Annotated in this window: 15 protein-coding genes; 7 read left to right on the forward strand and 8 right to left on the reverse strand. The window is 66.4% G+C overall.

All coding sequences use genetic code 11. The annotated features are described in order from the left end of the window. Positions 1 to 28 precede the first annotated feature (28 nt). From AC5RV3_RS13370 to AC5RV3_RS13380, 3 genes are all read right to left on the reverse strand, one after another. The gene (locus tag AC5RV3_RS13370; RefSeq protein WP_494122550.1) at positions 29 to 457 is read right to left on the reverse strand and encodes a hypothetical protein; all 429 of its coding nucleotides are present in this window, start codon (positions 455 to 457) and stop codon (positions 29 to 31) included. 204 nt (positions 458 to 661) lie between these two features. Continuing rightward, positions 662 to 1057: a hypothetical protein gene (locus AC5RV3_RS13375; protein ID WP_494122551.1), complete on the reverse strand. Its 396-nt coding sequence runs from the start codon at positions 1055 to 1057 to the stop codon at positions 662 to 664. Positions 1058 to 1116: 59 nt separating this feature from the next. Then, positions 1117 to 2286, reverse strand: coding sequence for a glycosyltransferase family 4 protein (locus AC5RV3_RS13380; protein ID WP_494122552.1), 1170 nt, complete (start codon positions 2284 to 2286; stop codon positions 1117 to 1119). A gap of 101 nt (positions 2287 to 2387) precedes the next feature. On the opposite strand from AC5RV3_RS13380, the gene AC5RV3_RS13385 reads away from it, so the two are divergent. The 3 genes from AC5RV3_RS13385 (at position 2388) to AC5RV3_RS13395 (ending at position 5138) form a co-directional block, all read left to right on the forward strand. Next, positions 2388 to 3134: a sulfite exporter TauE/SafE family protein gene (locus tag AC5RV3_RS13385; protein WP_494122570.1), complete on the forward strand. Its 747-nt coding sequence runs from the start codon at positions 2388 to 2390 to the stop codon at positions 3132 to 3134. Positions 3135 to 3243: 109 nt separating this feature from the next. After that, complete coding sequence (locus AC5RV3_RS13390; RefSeq protein WP_493978854.1) at positions 3244 to 3372, forward strand: hypothetical protein; 129 nt, start codon at positions 3244 to 3246, stop codon at positions 3370 to 3372. A gap of 464 nt (positions 3373 to 3836) precedes the next feature. After that, positions 3837 to 5138 (forward strand): cell division protein PerM, encoded by a 1302-nt coding sequence (locus tag AC5RV3_RS13395; RefSeq protein ID WP_494122553.1) that lies wholly within the window; start codon positions 3837 to 3839, stop codon positions 5136 to 5138. 1 nt (position 5139) lies between these two features. Here AC5RV3_RS13395 and AC5RV3_RS13400 read toward each other — a convergent pair whose 3' ends face one another. After that, a complete protein-coding gene (locus AC5RV3_RS13400; protein WP_494122554.1) occupies positions 5140 to 5550 on the reverse strand; it encodes a hypothetical protein in 411 nt (136 codons plus the stop codon). Between the two features lie 41 nt (positions 5551 to 5591). Here AC5RV3_RS13400 and purN point away from each other — a divergent pair, with 41 nt between their 5' ends. From purN to AC5RV3_RS13415, 3 genes are all read left to right on the forward strand, one after another. Next, positions 5592 to 6149, forward strand: coding sequence for a phosphoribosylglycinamide formyltransferase (purN, locus tag AC5RV3_RS13405; RefSeq protein WP_494122555.1), 558 nt, complete (start codon positions 5592 to 5594; stop codon positions 6147 to 6149). Between the two features lie 209 nt (positions 6150 to 6358). Next, positions 6359 to 7024 (forward strand): DUF6318 family protein, encoded by a 666-nt coding sequence (locus tag AC5RV3_RS13410; RefSeq protein ID WP_494122556.1) that lies wholly within the window; start codon positions 6359 to 6361, stop codon positions 7022 to 7024. Between the two features lie 1039 nt (positions 7025 to 8063). Then, positions 8064 to 8657: a DUF6318 family protein gene (locus AC5RV3_RS13415; protein ID WP_494122557.1), complete on the forward strand. Its 594-nt coding sequence runs from the start codon at positions 8064 to 8066 to the stop codon at positions 8655 to 8657. Positions 8658 to 8748: 91 nt separating this feature from the next. Here AC5RV3_RS13415 and AC5RV3_RS13420 read toward each other — a convergent pair whose 3' ends face one another. Beyond that, on the reverse strand, positions 8749 to 10101 hold the full coding sequence (locus AC5RV3_RS13420) for an MFS transporter (RefSeq protein ID WP_494122558.1): 1353 nt from the start codon (positions 10099 to 10101) through the stop codon (positions 8749 to 8751). 144 nt (positions 10102 to 10245) lie between these two features. Between AC5RV3_RS13420 and AC5RV3_RS13425 the strand changes: the two genes are divergently transcribed. Beyond that, positions 10246 to 10623, forward strand: coding sequence for a hypothetical protein (locus AC5RV3_RS13425; protein ID WP_494122559.1), 378 nt, complete (start codon positions 10246 to 10248; stop codon positions 10621 to 10623). Positions 10624 to 10725: 102 nt separating this feature from the next. Here AC5RV3_RS13425 and AC5RV3_RS13430 read toward each other — a convergent pair whose 3' ends face one another. Genes AC5RV3_RS13430 through AC5RV3_RS13440 form a run of 3 tightly spaced genes read right to left on the reverse strand, consistent with a single transcriptional unit; the run spans position 10726 to position 12852 of the window. Beyond that, positions 10726 to 11559, reverse strand: a complete 834-nt coding sequence (locus tag AC5RV3_RS13430; protein WP_494122560.1) for a ComEA family DNA-binding protein — start codon at positions 11557 to 11559, stop codon at positions 10726 to 10728. Beyond that, complete coding sequence (locus AC5RV3_RS13435; RefSeq protein ID WP_494122561.1) at positions 11559 to 12383, reverse strand: ComEA family DNA-binding protein; 825 nt, start codon at positions 12381 to 12383, stop codon at positions 11559 to 11561. Before AC5RV3_RS13435 ends, AC5RV3_RS13430 begins: the two co-directional genes overlap by 1 nt. Then, positions 12370 to 12852 carry a hypothetical protein gene (locus AC5RV3_RS13440; protein WP_494122562.1) on the reverse strand — a complete coding sequence of 161 codons (483 nt, stop codon included), beginning with the start codon at positions 12850 to 12852 and terminating at the stop codon, positions 12370 to 12372. Before AC5RV3_RS13440 ends, AC5RV3_RS13435 begins: the two co-directional genes overlap by 14 nt. Between the last annotated feature and the right edge of the window lie 198 nt (positions 12853 to 13050).

Consider the following 13050-nt stretch of genomic DNA (forward strand, 5'->3'; position numbering starts at 1 on the left):
AGGCGCCGCCGCCGTCCTGCCGTGAAAGCTACAGGGTCCTGAGGACCTTCGGCTTCTTGTCCTTGGTGTCGAGGACCAGCGCCAGCGCGATGCCGAGCAGCCAGACGTCCTTGGCCAAGGGAGTGCCCTCGGAGCTGGGGCGGACGCCGCCTTCGGTGGTCATGTGGGGGGTGTTCAAGTACATGGCCAGCATTGAACCGGAGAAGGCGGTCAGGCCCAGGCCGGCCAGCCGGCTGGGCACGAACGGCAGCAGCAGGGCCGCGCCGAGGGCGATCTCGCCGTACGCGAGCAGTTTGCCGAACTTCTCGGGGTCCATCTCCTTCAACTGGGGGATCGCGCGGCTGCCCATCTCCTGCATGGCCGCGGCACTGTCCCTGTCCAGCTTCCGCTTGCCCAGGCCGGAGTTGAAGATGAACGCGCCGGTGGACAGGCGCAAGGGGATATGGCTCAGTTTCATCGGATGTCCTTCTCCCGTAGGTGGCTGTCATATTCGAGCCTACGGTCCTGCCGCAGTGTCCGCTAGGGCGGGAGCGCGCACGCTGGGGGAAGATTGCCGGGCGCGGTATTCAAGGCACGCTGGCTCCCTAAACCGGCGCTGCCCCTACCTCTTGGCGGCCCGGACCACGCGCGCCACTGGCCCGCTCCGCAACCGGCGCTGCCGCTACTTCTTGGCGGCCCGGATCACGCGTGCCACCGCCCGGCCTGCGATCCAGACCAAGGGGATCAGCACGGCGTACAACGCGACGGTGTTCGGCCGGAACGTGGCGGGTCCGCTGCCGTTGCCGATGTAGGCGCCGAGCGGAACAGCGCCACCGCCGCCGCCACCGCCGGCTGCGCCCTCGGAGTCGCCGCCGCCGCCAAATCCGTAGTAGACCATGGCCACGGGCACCACGGTGTCGCCGCCCACCTGCAGCGGTTCTCCGTAGGTCCGGGCAACGCCCAGGGATTTGAGCTGCTCAGCCAGCCGCTCCGGTACGGACTGCCCGGCAGGCCCGCGCTGCTCCTGCCCCAGGGAGGAGCCATTGTCGGACGGGAAGGAACCGGTTTCTGTGGGCATGGCCACATCCTAGTGGAAGCAGGGAAGGCGTCCACCGGTCCGGGCTCGGGCTGAAGCTTTCACCCGGCCAGAAAGCCAAGCACGCCGCGGGCTTCGAGGTTAAGGGCGCGGCGCTTGACCGTGATGGCCAGCCGGTAATAGTCCACCAGCTGCTCGCAGAGCACCGGCCAGGTGCGCCCTTGCACCGAGTCGAAAGCTGCCCTGCCCAGCGCCCGGCGCTTGGTGTCATCACCCACCAGGTCCTGGACGTACCCGCGCAGCTGGTCCAACTTCCCGGGCTCGTAGATCCAGCCGGTTCGCGAGGGGTCCACCAGGTCCACCGGACCGCCGCGGCCCACCGCCACCACGGGCACGCCGCTGGCCATGGCCTCCTGGATGGTCTGGCAGAACGTTTCCGATTCGCCCGGGTGTACAAAGAGGTCGAAGGATGCCACATGCCGGGCCAGGTCTTCGCCGCTCTGGAAACCGGCAAAGTGTGCGCCGGGCAATATCTCCTGCAGCTCCTCCTTCAGCGGGCCGGAGCCGACCACCACCAGCCGGGTGCCGGGGAGGTCGGCCAGCACGGCCAGGTCCTCCACCTGCTTTTCCGCCGCCAGGCGGCCCACGTAACCGATGATCCGCTCGCCGTGCGGCGCGACGGATGCCCGCCAGCCGGCGTCGTGCTTATCCGGATGGAAACGGCTGGTGTCCACGCCGCGGCGCCACAGGTGGACGCGGATGCCACGGCTGCGCAACTGCTCCATGGCGAACGACGACGGCGCCAGCGTCAGGGTGGAGGCCTTGTGGATGTTCTCCACCCGCTGCCACAGCAGCTCCTGCAACCATGGCGCACCGTAGCGGGCTGCGTAGGCGGGCACCTCGGTCTGGTAGATGGAGACCGTCGGCAGGCCGAGCTGCTGCGCGGCCTGCACCGCGCGCCAGCCCAGGATGAAGGGCGACGCCACGTGGACCACGTCCGGACGGAAGTCAGCCAGCACCCGGCGGATGCGGGTTACGGTTCCGGCCGCCACCCGCACGTTGGGATAGCCGCGCAGCGGGATGGAGGGCAAACGGTGGACCGGGTAGCCCTCCACCGTGGCCGGGGCGGTGTCCTCCAGCCAGGACGACGCCGGTGCGATCACCAGGACGTCGTCGCCGCGGCGCCGCAAGTGGGCGATCACCTGCAACAGCGACTGGGTGACCCCGTTCATGTGCGGAAGGAACGATTCGGCAACGATAGCTATCCTCACGCCGTCCAGCCTGCCCGCGGCGGGCGACCGGCAGGCAAGCAGGTGTGATCGTGTCGGTGAACGGCGGTCTAACTCCACTCTGGGAGGGTGGTCGGGTGACCATGGGACTCCTGGCGCTGATCACCGGCGCAATCTTCTTCGGTTCGGTGGCCCAGCGCATCGCGGGCATCGGGTTCGCGCTGCTGGTGGCACCGATCCTGGCGATCCTGCTCGGGCCGCATGAGGGCATCATGATGATCAACATCTGCGCCGTCGTCTCGTGCGGACTGATTGTGCCCCGGGTCTGGCAGGAGATCCATTGGACCCTGTTGCTGTGGCTGTCCGTCCCTGCCGCCGCCGGCACGGTTCTGGGTTCCTGGTTCGCGGTGCAGGTCCCGCCCGCAGTGCTGTCCGCCGTCGTGGGCGGCGTGGTGATGGCCGGGCTGGCCGTCGCCGTGGCGTTGGGCCGCGCCCAAGTCACCGTTTCCGGGCAGCTGCCCAAGGTGCTCGCGGGTTTCGGCTCCGGGTTGACCAACGCGCTCGCCGGCGTGGGCGGCCCGACCGTCAGCGCGTACGCCATTCTGTCCCACTGGCCGCCGCGCCGGTTCGCGGCGACGCTGCAGCCGTTCTTCCTTCAGCTGTGCATCATCACCGTCGGCGCCAAGCTGGCGGTGGACCCGGGCAGCGTGCCGCACCTGCAGTGGTGGATGTGGGCGGTGATTGTGCTCTCGATCATCATGGGCATCGTTGCCGGCGAACGGCTGGGCCGGCGGCTGCGGGACGAGCACGCCAGGACCGCTGTTGTCGTGCTCGCCTTTTTGGGAGCGGCCGGTGCGCTGGCCAAGGGACTGGCGGACTTGCTGGCCTGAATGTGGCGCTTTTCCGGTATTTTGTCCGGCTGGAAATGGGGGCTGGCTTTATTTCCCAAAGCAGGTATGGTCTTTAGCAAGACATCCCGCTTGAGAAAGAGGAGCACGAATGTCAGGAAAAACGCCGTCACGCGAGAGTGCCAAGAAGCAAGGCAGAAGCATTAAAGAAAAGCGTGCCGAAAAGCGCGAAAAGGCGGTCTTGGAGAACGAAACCGTTCCCAAACGCCGCAAGCGCTAGCACGCCGGAACCGCCAGGGTCCGTGCAAACGGCAGCGCGATGCGGGGCTGCCGTTCGAGGGGCGCGGACCAGCGGGTCCGGAAGAACCGCGGGAACACGGTTCTTGCAGACTGGCGGAGCCACGGAAAGAGTCCGCGGAATTTATTTTCCTGCGTTGAATTTCCGTTGAGCGAATATCCGCCTGCCGGGCGGCCGGATTGATCTCAATGTCATCCGGCCGCCCATTTTATTTTTCGCAACGCTGTATGAAAAGCAGTCCGGGTATCCCGAGGCAATCGAGCTTTTTTGCCGAAGCCACGTCGACGCCCGCCGCCAAGCAGCTCCTGCCGCCAAGCAACGCCCGCCGCCAATAAGGCCGGCGCCCGGTGGCGTCGGCATCGTCGGCGGCCGCTGGCGGTGTGCCGATGGTTACGGCACCGAGTCGCTGAACGGGCAAGGGCAGCCGGACTGGCACCATAGAAGCAATGAAACTCACGTCGCGACCGGACGGTCAGGCCGGACTGCCGATGCCCCTGTGGCTGCAGGGTGTCTTCGAGTTCTTTCAGTGCGCCCTGCTCTCGGCCATCCTGGTGCTGCTGCCGCTGGTGGGTGTGTGGTTCGCGGACGGTTTCGACGACCGCAGCTTCGATTCGCTCGCCCGGCTCGGTGGCCAGGCGTGGCTGCTGATCCACGGCGTCCCGCTGGAACTGGCCATCCAGACCGGCCCCAGTTCGGCGGAAACGCTGAGCGGCACGTTATCGCTGGTGCCGCTGGGACTCATGGTCGTCCCGTTCTTTTTGTCCTGGCGCGCCGGACGGCGGCTGGCACGGGCGTCCTACACCGACCAGCTCTGGCAGGCGCTGGTCGGCGCGCTGGGAACGTACGCTGCGGCGGGAGGCGCAACCGCCTACATGGTGCGCACTGACGAAGTGAATATTTCCACTCTGGCGGGCGCGCTCATCCCGCTGTTGCCCGCCGGTGCCGGGCTGATCGTCGGCGCGTACCGGGAGGCGGGATCGTGGGGGCGGTTGATCGGCGTGGATGCGGCAGCATGGGTGGCACGTACCAGCCAGCACTCACGCTGGGCCGGGTCTTACGTCTGGGCAGCCGTCCGCGCGGGACTGCTGGCGGTAACGGCCGCGGTGTCACTCTCGGCACTGCTGCTCGCCGTGGATCTCGGCCTGCACTGGGCCGAAATCGTCGAGATTTACGAACAGCTCGGCGCGGGCATTATCGGCGGTGCCGTGCTGACGGTGGCGCAGCTTGGGCTGGTCCCGAATTTCGTGGTGTGGACGCTGGCATGGTCCTCGGGGGCCGGCTTCGCTATCGGATCCGGCAGTTCCATCGGACCGCTGGCCACCACGGTGGGCCCGATGCCAGCGTTTCCGGTGCTGGGTGCGCTGCCTACCGGCGAGCTGACCTACGGACTCGCGGCCCTGGCCTTGCCCGTGCTTGCCGGGGTGCTGGCCGGATGGTGGTTCCTGCGCGAGGGCGAGAACCATTTCGACGAGTGGCTCTCCATCAAGATCCAAGCCCGCTGGTTCACCGCATCCGGATCCACGGTGGTCCTGGGCCTGTTCGTCGGGTCTGTTGCCGGGGCCGCGGCAGCCGGGTTGGTGTGGCTGTCCAACGGTTCGCTGGGCATCGGGCGGTTGACGGAGATCGGACCGGATCCACTCTGGACCGCCCTCTGGGTAGCGGGCGAGGTCGCGGTGGGAACGATGCTCGGCTACGCGGTGGCCCCCTGGCTGGAACGCGAACCGGCCAAGTCCCGCAGCCGGAAGTAACCTACGGGTTCAGCAGATCGTCCAGGTTCAGCAGCTTGTCCTCGTATGCGGCCAGGCATTCTTCGCGGGCGGACTGCGTGACAGCCATCTGGTTGCAAGCCTCGAAATCGGCCGTCAGCGGCCAGAAGAGCACCTGCGCCAGCGTGGTCAGCAGGAAGAATCCGCCCGCGCCGATGCCCAGCACATAGGTAAGCCGGAGCGAGCCCGGCAGACCGGCGCGCACCGCGTTGACCAATCCCACCACGGCCACCACGACGCTTGCCACGGCCAGCACGGGAGCCACGGCCTTCCAGGGGAGCGGGAGCGCCGTTGCCAGGAAGGTGGAAGCCAGTAACAGCAGCAGCACACGGATGAAAAGCCCCGCGGACTTGGTCTGTTCCTCGGTCGGCGCCGGGCGCGTGTTCTGAAGCATGGGTTTAAGCCTAGGCGAGAGGGACGCATAAAGTTGCTTCCATGCGCATCGTGGTCCTCGTTTCCGGTTCCGGCACCAATCTTCAGGCCGTTATCGACGCTATCGGCACCGGCCGCCTGGATGCCGAGATCGTTGCTGTGGGCAGCGACGTGCCCGGCTGCCGCGGCCTGGAACGTGCCGCCGCGGCGGGCATTGAGACGTTCACCGTGGCTCCCGCAGACTTCGCCACCAGGCCGGAGTGGAACCGGGCCTTGGAAGAAGCCGCCGCGGCCTTCCAGCCGGATGTGGTGCTGCTGGCAGGGTTCATGCGGATCCTCGACGCCGGATTCGTCGCCCGCTTCGAGGGCCGGTTGGTCAATACCCACCCGGCGCTGTTGCCCTCTTTCCCCGGCGCCCACGGCGTGCGCGATGCCCTGGCCCATGGCGTCAAGATCACCGGCGTGACGGTGCATTTGGTCGATTCCGGTGTCGACACCGGACCCATCCTCGCCCAGGCGGCCGTGCCGGTGCTCGACGACGACACCGAGGATTCCCTCCACGAGCGGATCAAGGTGGAGGAACGCCAACTTCTGGTGGAGACCCTCGCCAAGCTGGCCTAGCCCCAGCTGAACAACGACGCCGGTGCCTGGTCACGGTGCGCGTGCTCCCTTCTCCCTTGCACACCGCCGGATGGTCGTGCCGCTGTCAAGGGAAGCCGGAGGTTTTAACCTGCTGCAGACCAAACCTGTGGAAAACCTCCGCATCCGCTGAGGCGTCTGGTTAGACTGGCTCGCACCTAGCGTCTAGCCCGACCAGCACGGGGGTCTGAGTGAGCCAGCAGCTACCACTCTCAGTAACAACGCGCGCCACCCGAATTATCGCCCTGCTTCTCGCAGGGGCACCCCTAGCCCTCACAGGCTGCACCGGCCCTGCCGGAGCCGAGCCCTCCGATCCGCCGCAACCCGCTACATCTACGGCGTCCAGCGAGACTCCGACGCCGGCTTCATCGCCGTCAGCCGCGCCGATCTACAAACCGGCAACTGAGGAAGGCCCCGCGGAAAATGTCCCCGTGCCGGTACTCCCAGAGGCCGCCACAGAAAAGACTGAACAGGGATTAACAGCGTTCTCGGCTTACTGGCTAGAAACGATGACCTACGCGTATGCAACAGGTGATTTGGGGCCAATGAAGGCCATCAGCGGCGCCAATTGCACCGCCTGCAAAAATGCAGCGAGTGGCATTTTCGATATTTACGCGGGGGGTGGATGGGTTGTTGGCGGTGCGCTAACTCCCGGAACAGCACAAACGAACTTCAAGCCCACGTCAGATGGCGAATACCAGATCCTATTCCAGCATGCGCAAGAGGCAATCGACGTTTACAGTTCTGACGGCACTAGCAAGCTCAACGGCGAACCGGTGGATTCGTCGGTGCTGATAATGATTGCAATATACGAAGATGGGCATTGGATGGCAAAAAACGTCGAGAAAATTGGTTGAGGATGATTGGGCGCGTCACGCAGCTTCTGAGTACCGCTGTGTTGTGCATGTCCCTGACACTTATCTCAGCGCCATCCATGGCTGATCGCATCGACGACATTTACCTGGATGACCACGCTACTGCAGAATCGTGGCTGCGGGACCCAGCATCCGGCATGTGGCACCGATCCTTGAATGCCCTGCCAACGGACCCGAATGGATATCGGTTCGAGCCGCTTTGTTTGGAGGACAAGAGCCACCAAAGCGCCCCTTGCTTGGAGCAACGAGACCGATGCACGGAGGGGGAAGGGCCGCGACTGGTGCAGTGGTACACCGGTCTTATAGGAACTGACCGGTCCAGTTGGATGCCTCTCGGTAACCCTGCATGTATCTATTCGGAGGATCCTGTCGATGTTCTTGAAGAAATCGCCTCGCGTATACAGCATCAGTTTGAGCAACGTCCGGTGGTAGCCGGAGAGGTCTTACTTCAGCCAAATGAACACACACTCAGGGGAGCTCACACAAATATTTACGCCGTGGCTCATGAGCAGGCCTTCGAACTCAATATGCTCGGCCAAGAAGTCGTGATTCGGGTCGAGCCCGTCGGTTATGCATGGGCCTATGGGGACGGTAGCGGTTTTGGGCCCGTCTCAGACCCAGGCGGGCCGGTGCCACCCGAGCGCTGGGGTGAGCAGACTGCCACGAGTCACGTCTACCGACAGACGGGAGACTTTCAGATCCTCCTGACCACCACTTTCAGGGGCTACTACTCTGTGAATGGGAGCCAAGAGATTCCTATTCCCAACACTGCTGATTTCGGTTCAGCTCCTGTGGCGATTAGCGTCTGGCGCTCTGTGGTCAATAACTATGCGGATAACTGCCTCGAGAATCCCGAGGGCGCGGGCTGTTAGTTGAGAATCAATAATGTGCTGTGATCTGCAACACCTGAAGCACTTTTTTCAGATTTTCGCGTCGATCCGGCGATAGGGTATGTGACGGTGCTGACGCCGCCGGGACGCGCAGCAGTCGGCACCATCACACCGTAATCCCAGGGGAGACCATGAAGAAGTTGATGATGTCGGGTGCTGTGTTGGCCGCGGCAGCAATGGCACTTGTCGGCTGCGGCAGCGAAGCCGGCGCTGACAAGCCAGCCGATAGCAACAAACCGGTGGCGGCTACTGCCGAAGCGCCGGCGCAGAATGTGCGGACTCCGGAGAAGAACGATCGGATGGCCCAAGACACCGCCGAAGGCCTGGCGTCCTTCACGTACTACTACTTCGACGCCAAGAATTACGCGGTCCAGACCGGCGAAGCAGACCTGATGCGCGAAGTTGCCGCGGATTGCGAAAGCTGCATGGCCGAGGCTGACGCCCTCGAGGCTGTTTACGCCGACGGTGGCTGGATTGCCGGCGGGCAGCCGAAGGCGCTGAACGTGGTGGCGTTGGATGAGGCCAAGGACGACGCGGGCAACCTGAGCGCCGTGGTTCCGTTCATGGAAGATGCGCGCACCACCTTGGACAAGGACGGCCAGACCGTCGAGACCAAGGAATGGGATTCGGACGGAACCACTCTGACGGTGACTGCCAACTACGCCGACGGCGCGTGGTCGATGGTGTCGGTCGAAGAGACGCCGGACGCCGAGATCCCCGAGTAAACACCCCGACACGTCCAATGCGCGTGCGCCCTTCCGCCTGCTGACGGGAGGGCGCTTTGCGTCTGCGGGACCGGGCGGGCAATCGCAGGCACTAAAGAAGCTCGGCGGCCTTGGTCTCGGGGGAGAAGCGCGCCATCCACAACACGGCGAGCAGCACCAGGACTCCGGCGATGGCGAACGACCAGGCCAGCCCTAGGTAGGGCCACATGACCGAGGCGAAGATGATCGGGCCGAACCCGGCGCCAAGGCGGGAGAACGTCGATGCCCAGCCGAAGCCCGACCCGCGCAGCTCGGTGGGGTAGAGCTCGGAGACGTAGGTGTACAGCACCGGGATAGCAATCTGCACGACCATGCCGTAGGCCAGCAGCAGAGTCACCACCGCCGGGGGGACATCCATCGTGAGTGCGACGGCGACCAGCGTCAGTGCGGACAACGGCCCGGTGATGGCGAGGATCCACTTCCGCCCGGTCTTCTCGACGAAGTAGGCGGCGATGACGACGCCCACCAGCCCGACCGCGGCCATGCCGGCCGTAGTCAGGAATGCCCGCGCCGCGGCAAATCCGGCGTCGATGAGGATGATCGGCATCCAGGTCAGGGCCAGGTAGTAGACCAGCAGGATGCTGAAGAACAAGGCCCACGCCGCCGTCGTGATTTTCCAGTTGAATTTCCAGACTGCGCGGAACTGCGCCATGACGTTGCCGGCCGACAACCGCGGCGCTTCGCTCGGTTCAGGCAGCCGCCATTCACGAACGGTCGCGCCGGTTCGCTGGATCATGCTGTTGATGACCTGCTCGGCCTCCGCCGTTCGGCCGCGGCTCACCAGATAGAGCGGGGATTCAGGCACCGACCTGCGGACCCAGAACACCAGCAGCGCAGGCAAAACCATGATCAGCATGGTGAAGCGCCAATCGGCCACGGTGGCCATGATGAGGGCCGAGACGACACCGCAGAGTGCAGCCCCGACCGGCCACCAGCCGTCCATGGCAGTGAGGACGCGCCCGCGAAGGCGCCGCGGCGTGAATTCGCCGACCAGCGCATAGTCCACGGGAACGCAACCCCCAAGTCCAAACCCGGCAATGAACCGGAAAACGCAGAACCAGACAATGTCCGGGGCGAAGGCTCCGAGGACCGTAAAGATTGAGAAGACCAGCAACGTGGCGGCAAACGCCGTTTTACGGCCGATGATGTCCGCAATCGATCCCCAGATGAAGGCGCCCAGGGCCATGCCGATCAGGTTCGCGGTGCCGATCCAGGCGGCCTGGGCCGGAACGAGGTCCCAATGGTCCGACAGCAGCGGGATCAGCACGCCGTTGAGCGTGACGTCCCACGCGTCGAACATGAAGCCGAGGCCGCCAAGCAGGAAGATCTTGCCCTGCACCCGCCAGCGCCAGGGGAGCTCCTGCACGATTTGGTCGCCGGTGGGCAGGTGAGCGGTCTGCGTCATTCGTGGCCTTCCTGGGGAGTTGCTATGGATACTTTAGTCGCGAGCGGCAGATGAGAACGTTCTCATCGAGTTCTCCTGAACGTCTCACGTTGGGCGTGCATGGTTGAGTCATCAGCACCTCACCGCACGATGGAAGGCAGCAACATGAACAAGCGCACTCTGTGGATCGCAACCGGAACTCTGGGCGTCATGGCCATCGGTGCCGGCGCCGCCGTCGCGGACTCCGGCTTCGGGAGCCAGGATTTGGGACCGGGCATTGTCCAGGCATCGGAAGCATCGGCTGCTGCCCCCGTCGTGAATACCAGCGTGTCCCCGGCGGCGGTGAACCTGGAGCAGCAGGATGTGAAGACCGCGGCGTCCGCCGTTACGGCCCAGAGCCCGGCCAGTCCGGTGTCGGCCCAGAGCGCGCCGTCACCCGTCTCCGCCCAGTCACCCGCCAGCCCGGTCTCGGCCCAGAGTGCTCCCTCGCCCGTGTCGGCTCAGTCCGCAGCTTCGGCCCCGAGCGCTCAGAGTGCTGACTGACGGGGAGGACCAGAAGTCGGCCGCTCCCGGAGGTTTCCCCTACACCGGGTCCTGACCCCAGCTAGAGCCGGCCGTACCCGGGCCGGCCGTGGCTCGCCGGCCTCAGTAGTCCACCACCCGCCCGAACGACGGCGGCGCCTGCGGCAGGCGTCCGCAGGAAATGCGGCCGCGCAGCCGCTGGAAGACGTGCGGTGGCAGGTCCAGGGCGGCGGCGAAGTCCTGTTCAGAGGTGAACCCGCCGCGCTCCTCCCTGACCTGAATCGCCTTCCTGGCAAGCGCCCGCGAGAATCCGGGCAGCGTTTCGAGCTCGCGGGCGGTGGCCGCATTAACATCAACCGGTTCGAGCGCCGCCTCGGCCTTCGTCCGTGAGGCAACCGCCTGAGCCGCAGCCTGCCGGGCTGGTGCTCCGGCAGGGGCTCTCTGGCCCCGGCCGGCCGCACGGGATTTCCCTGATGTGCCAGCTTTGGGGGTCGGGGCGCCGTTGCGGGAACCGGCACCGGTACGGGGCACGGACCTGGGGCTGCCTGGGCCGGACCGGCTGCGCGACCGTCCGCGGGAGTTTAGTTGGCTACCGGAGCGCGACCGTGTGGCTGCCCCCGTGGTGCGGGCAGGACGGGCCGCGCCGCGGTCGCGGTCCCACTTGAACCGCAGGTACTCAGGATTGATGGCCACGGCAAAGCTGCTGCCGGCCAGCCAGCAGGTCAGGAGCAGCCACGTTGCGATTTCTTCCTGCACTCCGGTGCCGTCGACCAGGGCCATGGCCACGCCCGTGAGGGTGAGGTGGACCAAGCCGAGGATCCACCACAGCGGCCGCCCCGCCCGTGCACCGACCACCAGCAGGGCAGCCCCGCCCAGGAAGCCGAAGGTTCCCAAGGGGACCAGCAGCCAGAGGCTCTGGCGCAGATTCCACTTCAGGCTCGATTGGGCCGATGACATCAGTAATCCACCGACCTTCCGAAAGGAACCGGTTTGGCCGGCGGAAGTTTGCAGACTACCAGCCGGTTCAGCCTTGCCTGCTCTGGTCTGGGCACGTCCAGCGCGGCGGCGAAGTCCGCCACGGTTCGGAAGGGGCCGCGCTCCTGGCGCAACCGCACGGCCTTGCGCGCCTTGTGCCTGCTGATCCCGGGCAGCTTCTGCAGGGCCGCCGCCGGCGCAGTGTTCACGTCCACCGGCTCGGCCGACGGCGCGGAAAACGTACCGGCTCCCGAATTGCTGGTGCCCGCGTAATAATTGGCGGCGTCGAGCCGGGGATCGTTGAGGAGCTCGGCGGCGGCACCCACAGGGGCGGGGGTTGTTCCTGCAGGGAGCGGCGCGGCGGTGCGAGGTCGACGGCGGAACAGTGCCCGGGCGGTGGGCATCGCCGTCGTGCTGTCCATGGAGCTGTCCGCTGGGGTCCGGCGGACGAGGGCCGTCCACGCGCTGCCGGACGAGCGGGACGCCTGGGCCCAGCGGTTGCGTAGCCAGGCCGGATTGATGCCCAGCGCATGCAGTGAGCTGATGGCCCAGAGCAGGAGGCGGGCCGTGGGGCCGGCTTCTTCGTTCATGAACAGCGAAACCAGCAGCGCCGCCAGGTAGAAGCCGCCGGCGGACATCCAGGCAGCGCGGCGCGCCAGCAGGCCGATGATCAAGAACCCGGCCCAGCCCATGACCCCGACGCCGAACAGCGGCAGCAGCAGCCACAGGCTGGCGACGCCCAGCCAGAGGACCGGCGGCGTTCCGGTCCGGCCCGAGAGCGCGGCGGGATGCTCAGCGGCGGACATTCAGGACCATGGTGACGCTCTGGTCTTCCTCCACGGTTTCCGACGCTAGCTCCAAGCCCGCGGTGTGCGCGCGCTCCCGCAGCTTTTGCACCACCGCCTGCTGGACCCGCCGGGCGTAGGCCGCGTCGATGGCCTGGACAATCTCGGCCGCGCGGCGCCGGTTGATGTCCTCGCCGCTGAAGTGGACCTGCCAGATGCCGTCGGCGTCGCGTTCGAAGACCGCCGCCACGTCTGCCCAGGCGGCGTCGATGGAAACCTTGGTGACACGCGCGACCTTGGCCTGCGTGTCTTCCAGGGCGGCCTGCAGCAGGTTTAGGTCCCGCATCCGGGTGCCCACCTGGATCTGGGGCACGGCTTCGACCTCCGGCACCGTGTCCGAGGCACGGCTCTCGGCCCTGCCCGCGAGGGCGGCGTTGAAGGTAGCGACGGCGGCGATGGCCGCGGGGATGAGTAGAACGGAAACACTCATGGAATTTCTCCTCGTTGAGCGCCGGCCGGAACCGGACGGGGCATGGTGGCGGGGGCGGGCGGGCGGCGGTCGGGCCCCCGGGGGGCGGCCCCGGCGGCGCGGGCCCCCCCCCCAGCCGCCCCCAGGGCGGGGGGGGGCCACCCCGTCAAGCCCCGGGGGGCCGCGGGCCCGCCCCCCCATTCGCTACCGTCCCGGTGG

Source organism: Arthrobacter sp. Y3221114, from assembly GCF_059092625.1.

What these genes read in the sequence shown, in the direction of transcription:
- AC5RV3_RS13425 (WP_494122559.1), top strand. Translation starts at nt 10,246, where the DNA reads ATGAACAAGCGCACTCTGTGGATCGCAACCGGAACTCTGGGCGTCATG.
- AC5RV3_RS13400 (WP_494122554.1), bottom strand. Translation starts at nt 5,550, where the DNA reads ATGCTTCAGAACACGCGCCCGGCGCCGACCGAGGAACAGACCAAGTCC.
- purN (WP_494122555.1), top strand. Translation starts at nt 5,592, where the DNA reads ATGCGCATCGTGGTCCTCGTTTCCGGTTCCGGCACCAATCTTCAGGCC.
- AC5RV3_RS13435 (WP_494122561.1), bottom strand. Translation starts at nt 12,383, where the DNA reads ATGTCCGCCGCTGAGCATCCCGCCGCGCTCTCGGGCCGGACCGGAACG.
- AC5RV3_RS13395 (WP_494122553.1), top strand. Translation starts at nt 3,837, where the DNA reads ATGAAACTCACGTCGCGACCGGACGGTCAGGCCGGACTGCCGATGCCC.
- AC5RV3_RS13440 (WP_494122562.1), bottom strand. Translation starts at nt 12,852, where the DNA reads ATGAGTGTTTCCGTTCTACTCATCCCCGCGGCCATCGCCGCCGTCGCT.
- AC5RV3_RS13370 (WP_494122550.1), bottom strand. Translation starts at nt 457, where the DNA reads ATGAAACTGAGCCATATCCCCTTGCGCCTGTCCACCGGCGCGTTCATC.
- AC5RV3_RS13415 (WP_494122557.1), top strand. Translation starts at nt 8,064, where the DNA reads ATGAAGAAGTTGATGATGTCGGGTGCTGTGTTGGCCGCGGCAGCAATG.
- AC5RV3_RS13375 (WP_494122551.1), bottom strand. Translation starts at nt 1,057, where the DNA reads ATGCCCACAGAAACCGGTTCCTTCCCGTCCGACAATGGCTCCTCCCTG.
- AC5RV3_RS13385 (WP_494122570.1), top strand. Translation starts at nt 2,388, where the DNA reads ATGGGACTCCTGGCGCTGATCACCGGCGCAATCTTCTTCGGTTCGGTG.
- AC5RV3_RS13420 (WP_494122558.1), bottom strand. Translation starts at nt 10,101, where the DNA reads ATGACGCAGACCGCTCACCTGCCCACCGGCGACCAAATCGTGCAGGAG.
- AC5RV3_RS13430 (WP_494122560.1), bottom strand. Translation starts at nt 11,559, where the DNA reads ATGTCATCGGCCCAATCGAGCCTGAAGTGGAATCTGCGCCAGAGCCTC.
- AC5RV3_RS13390 (WP_493978854.1), top strand. Translation starts at nt 3,244, where the DNA reads ATGTCAGGAAAAACGCCGTCACGCGAGAGTGCCAAGAAGCAAGGCAGA.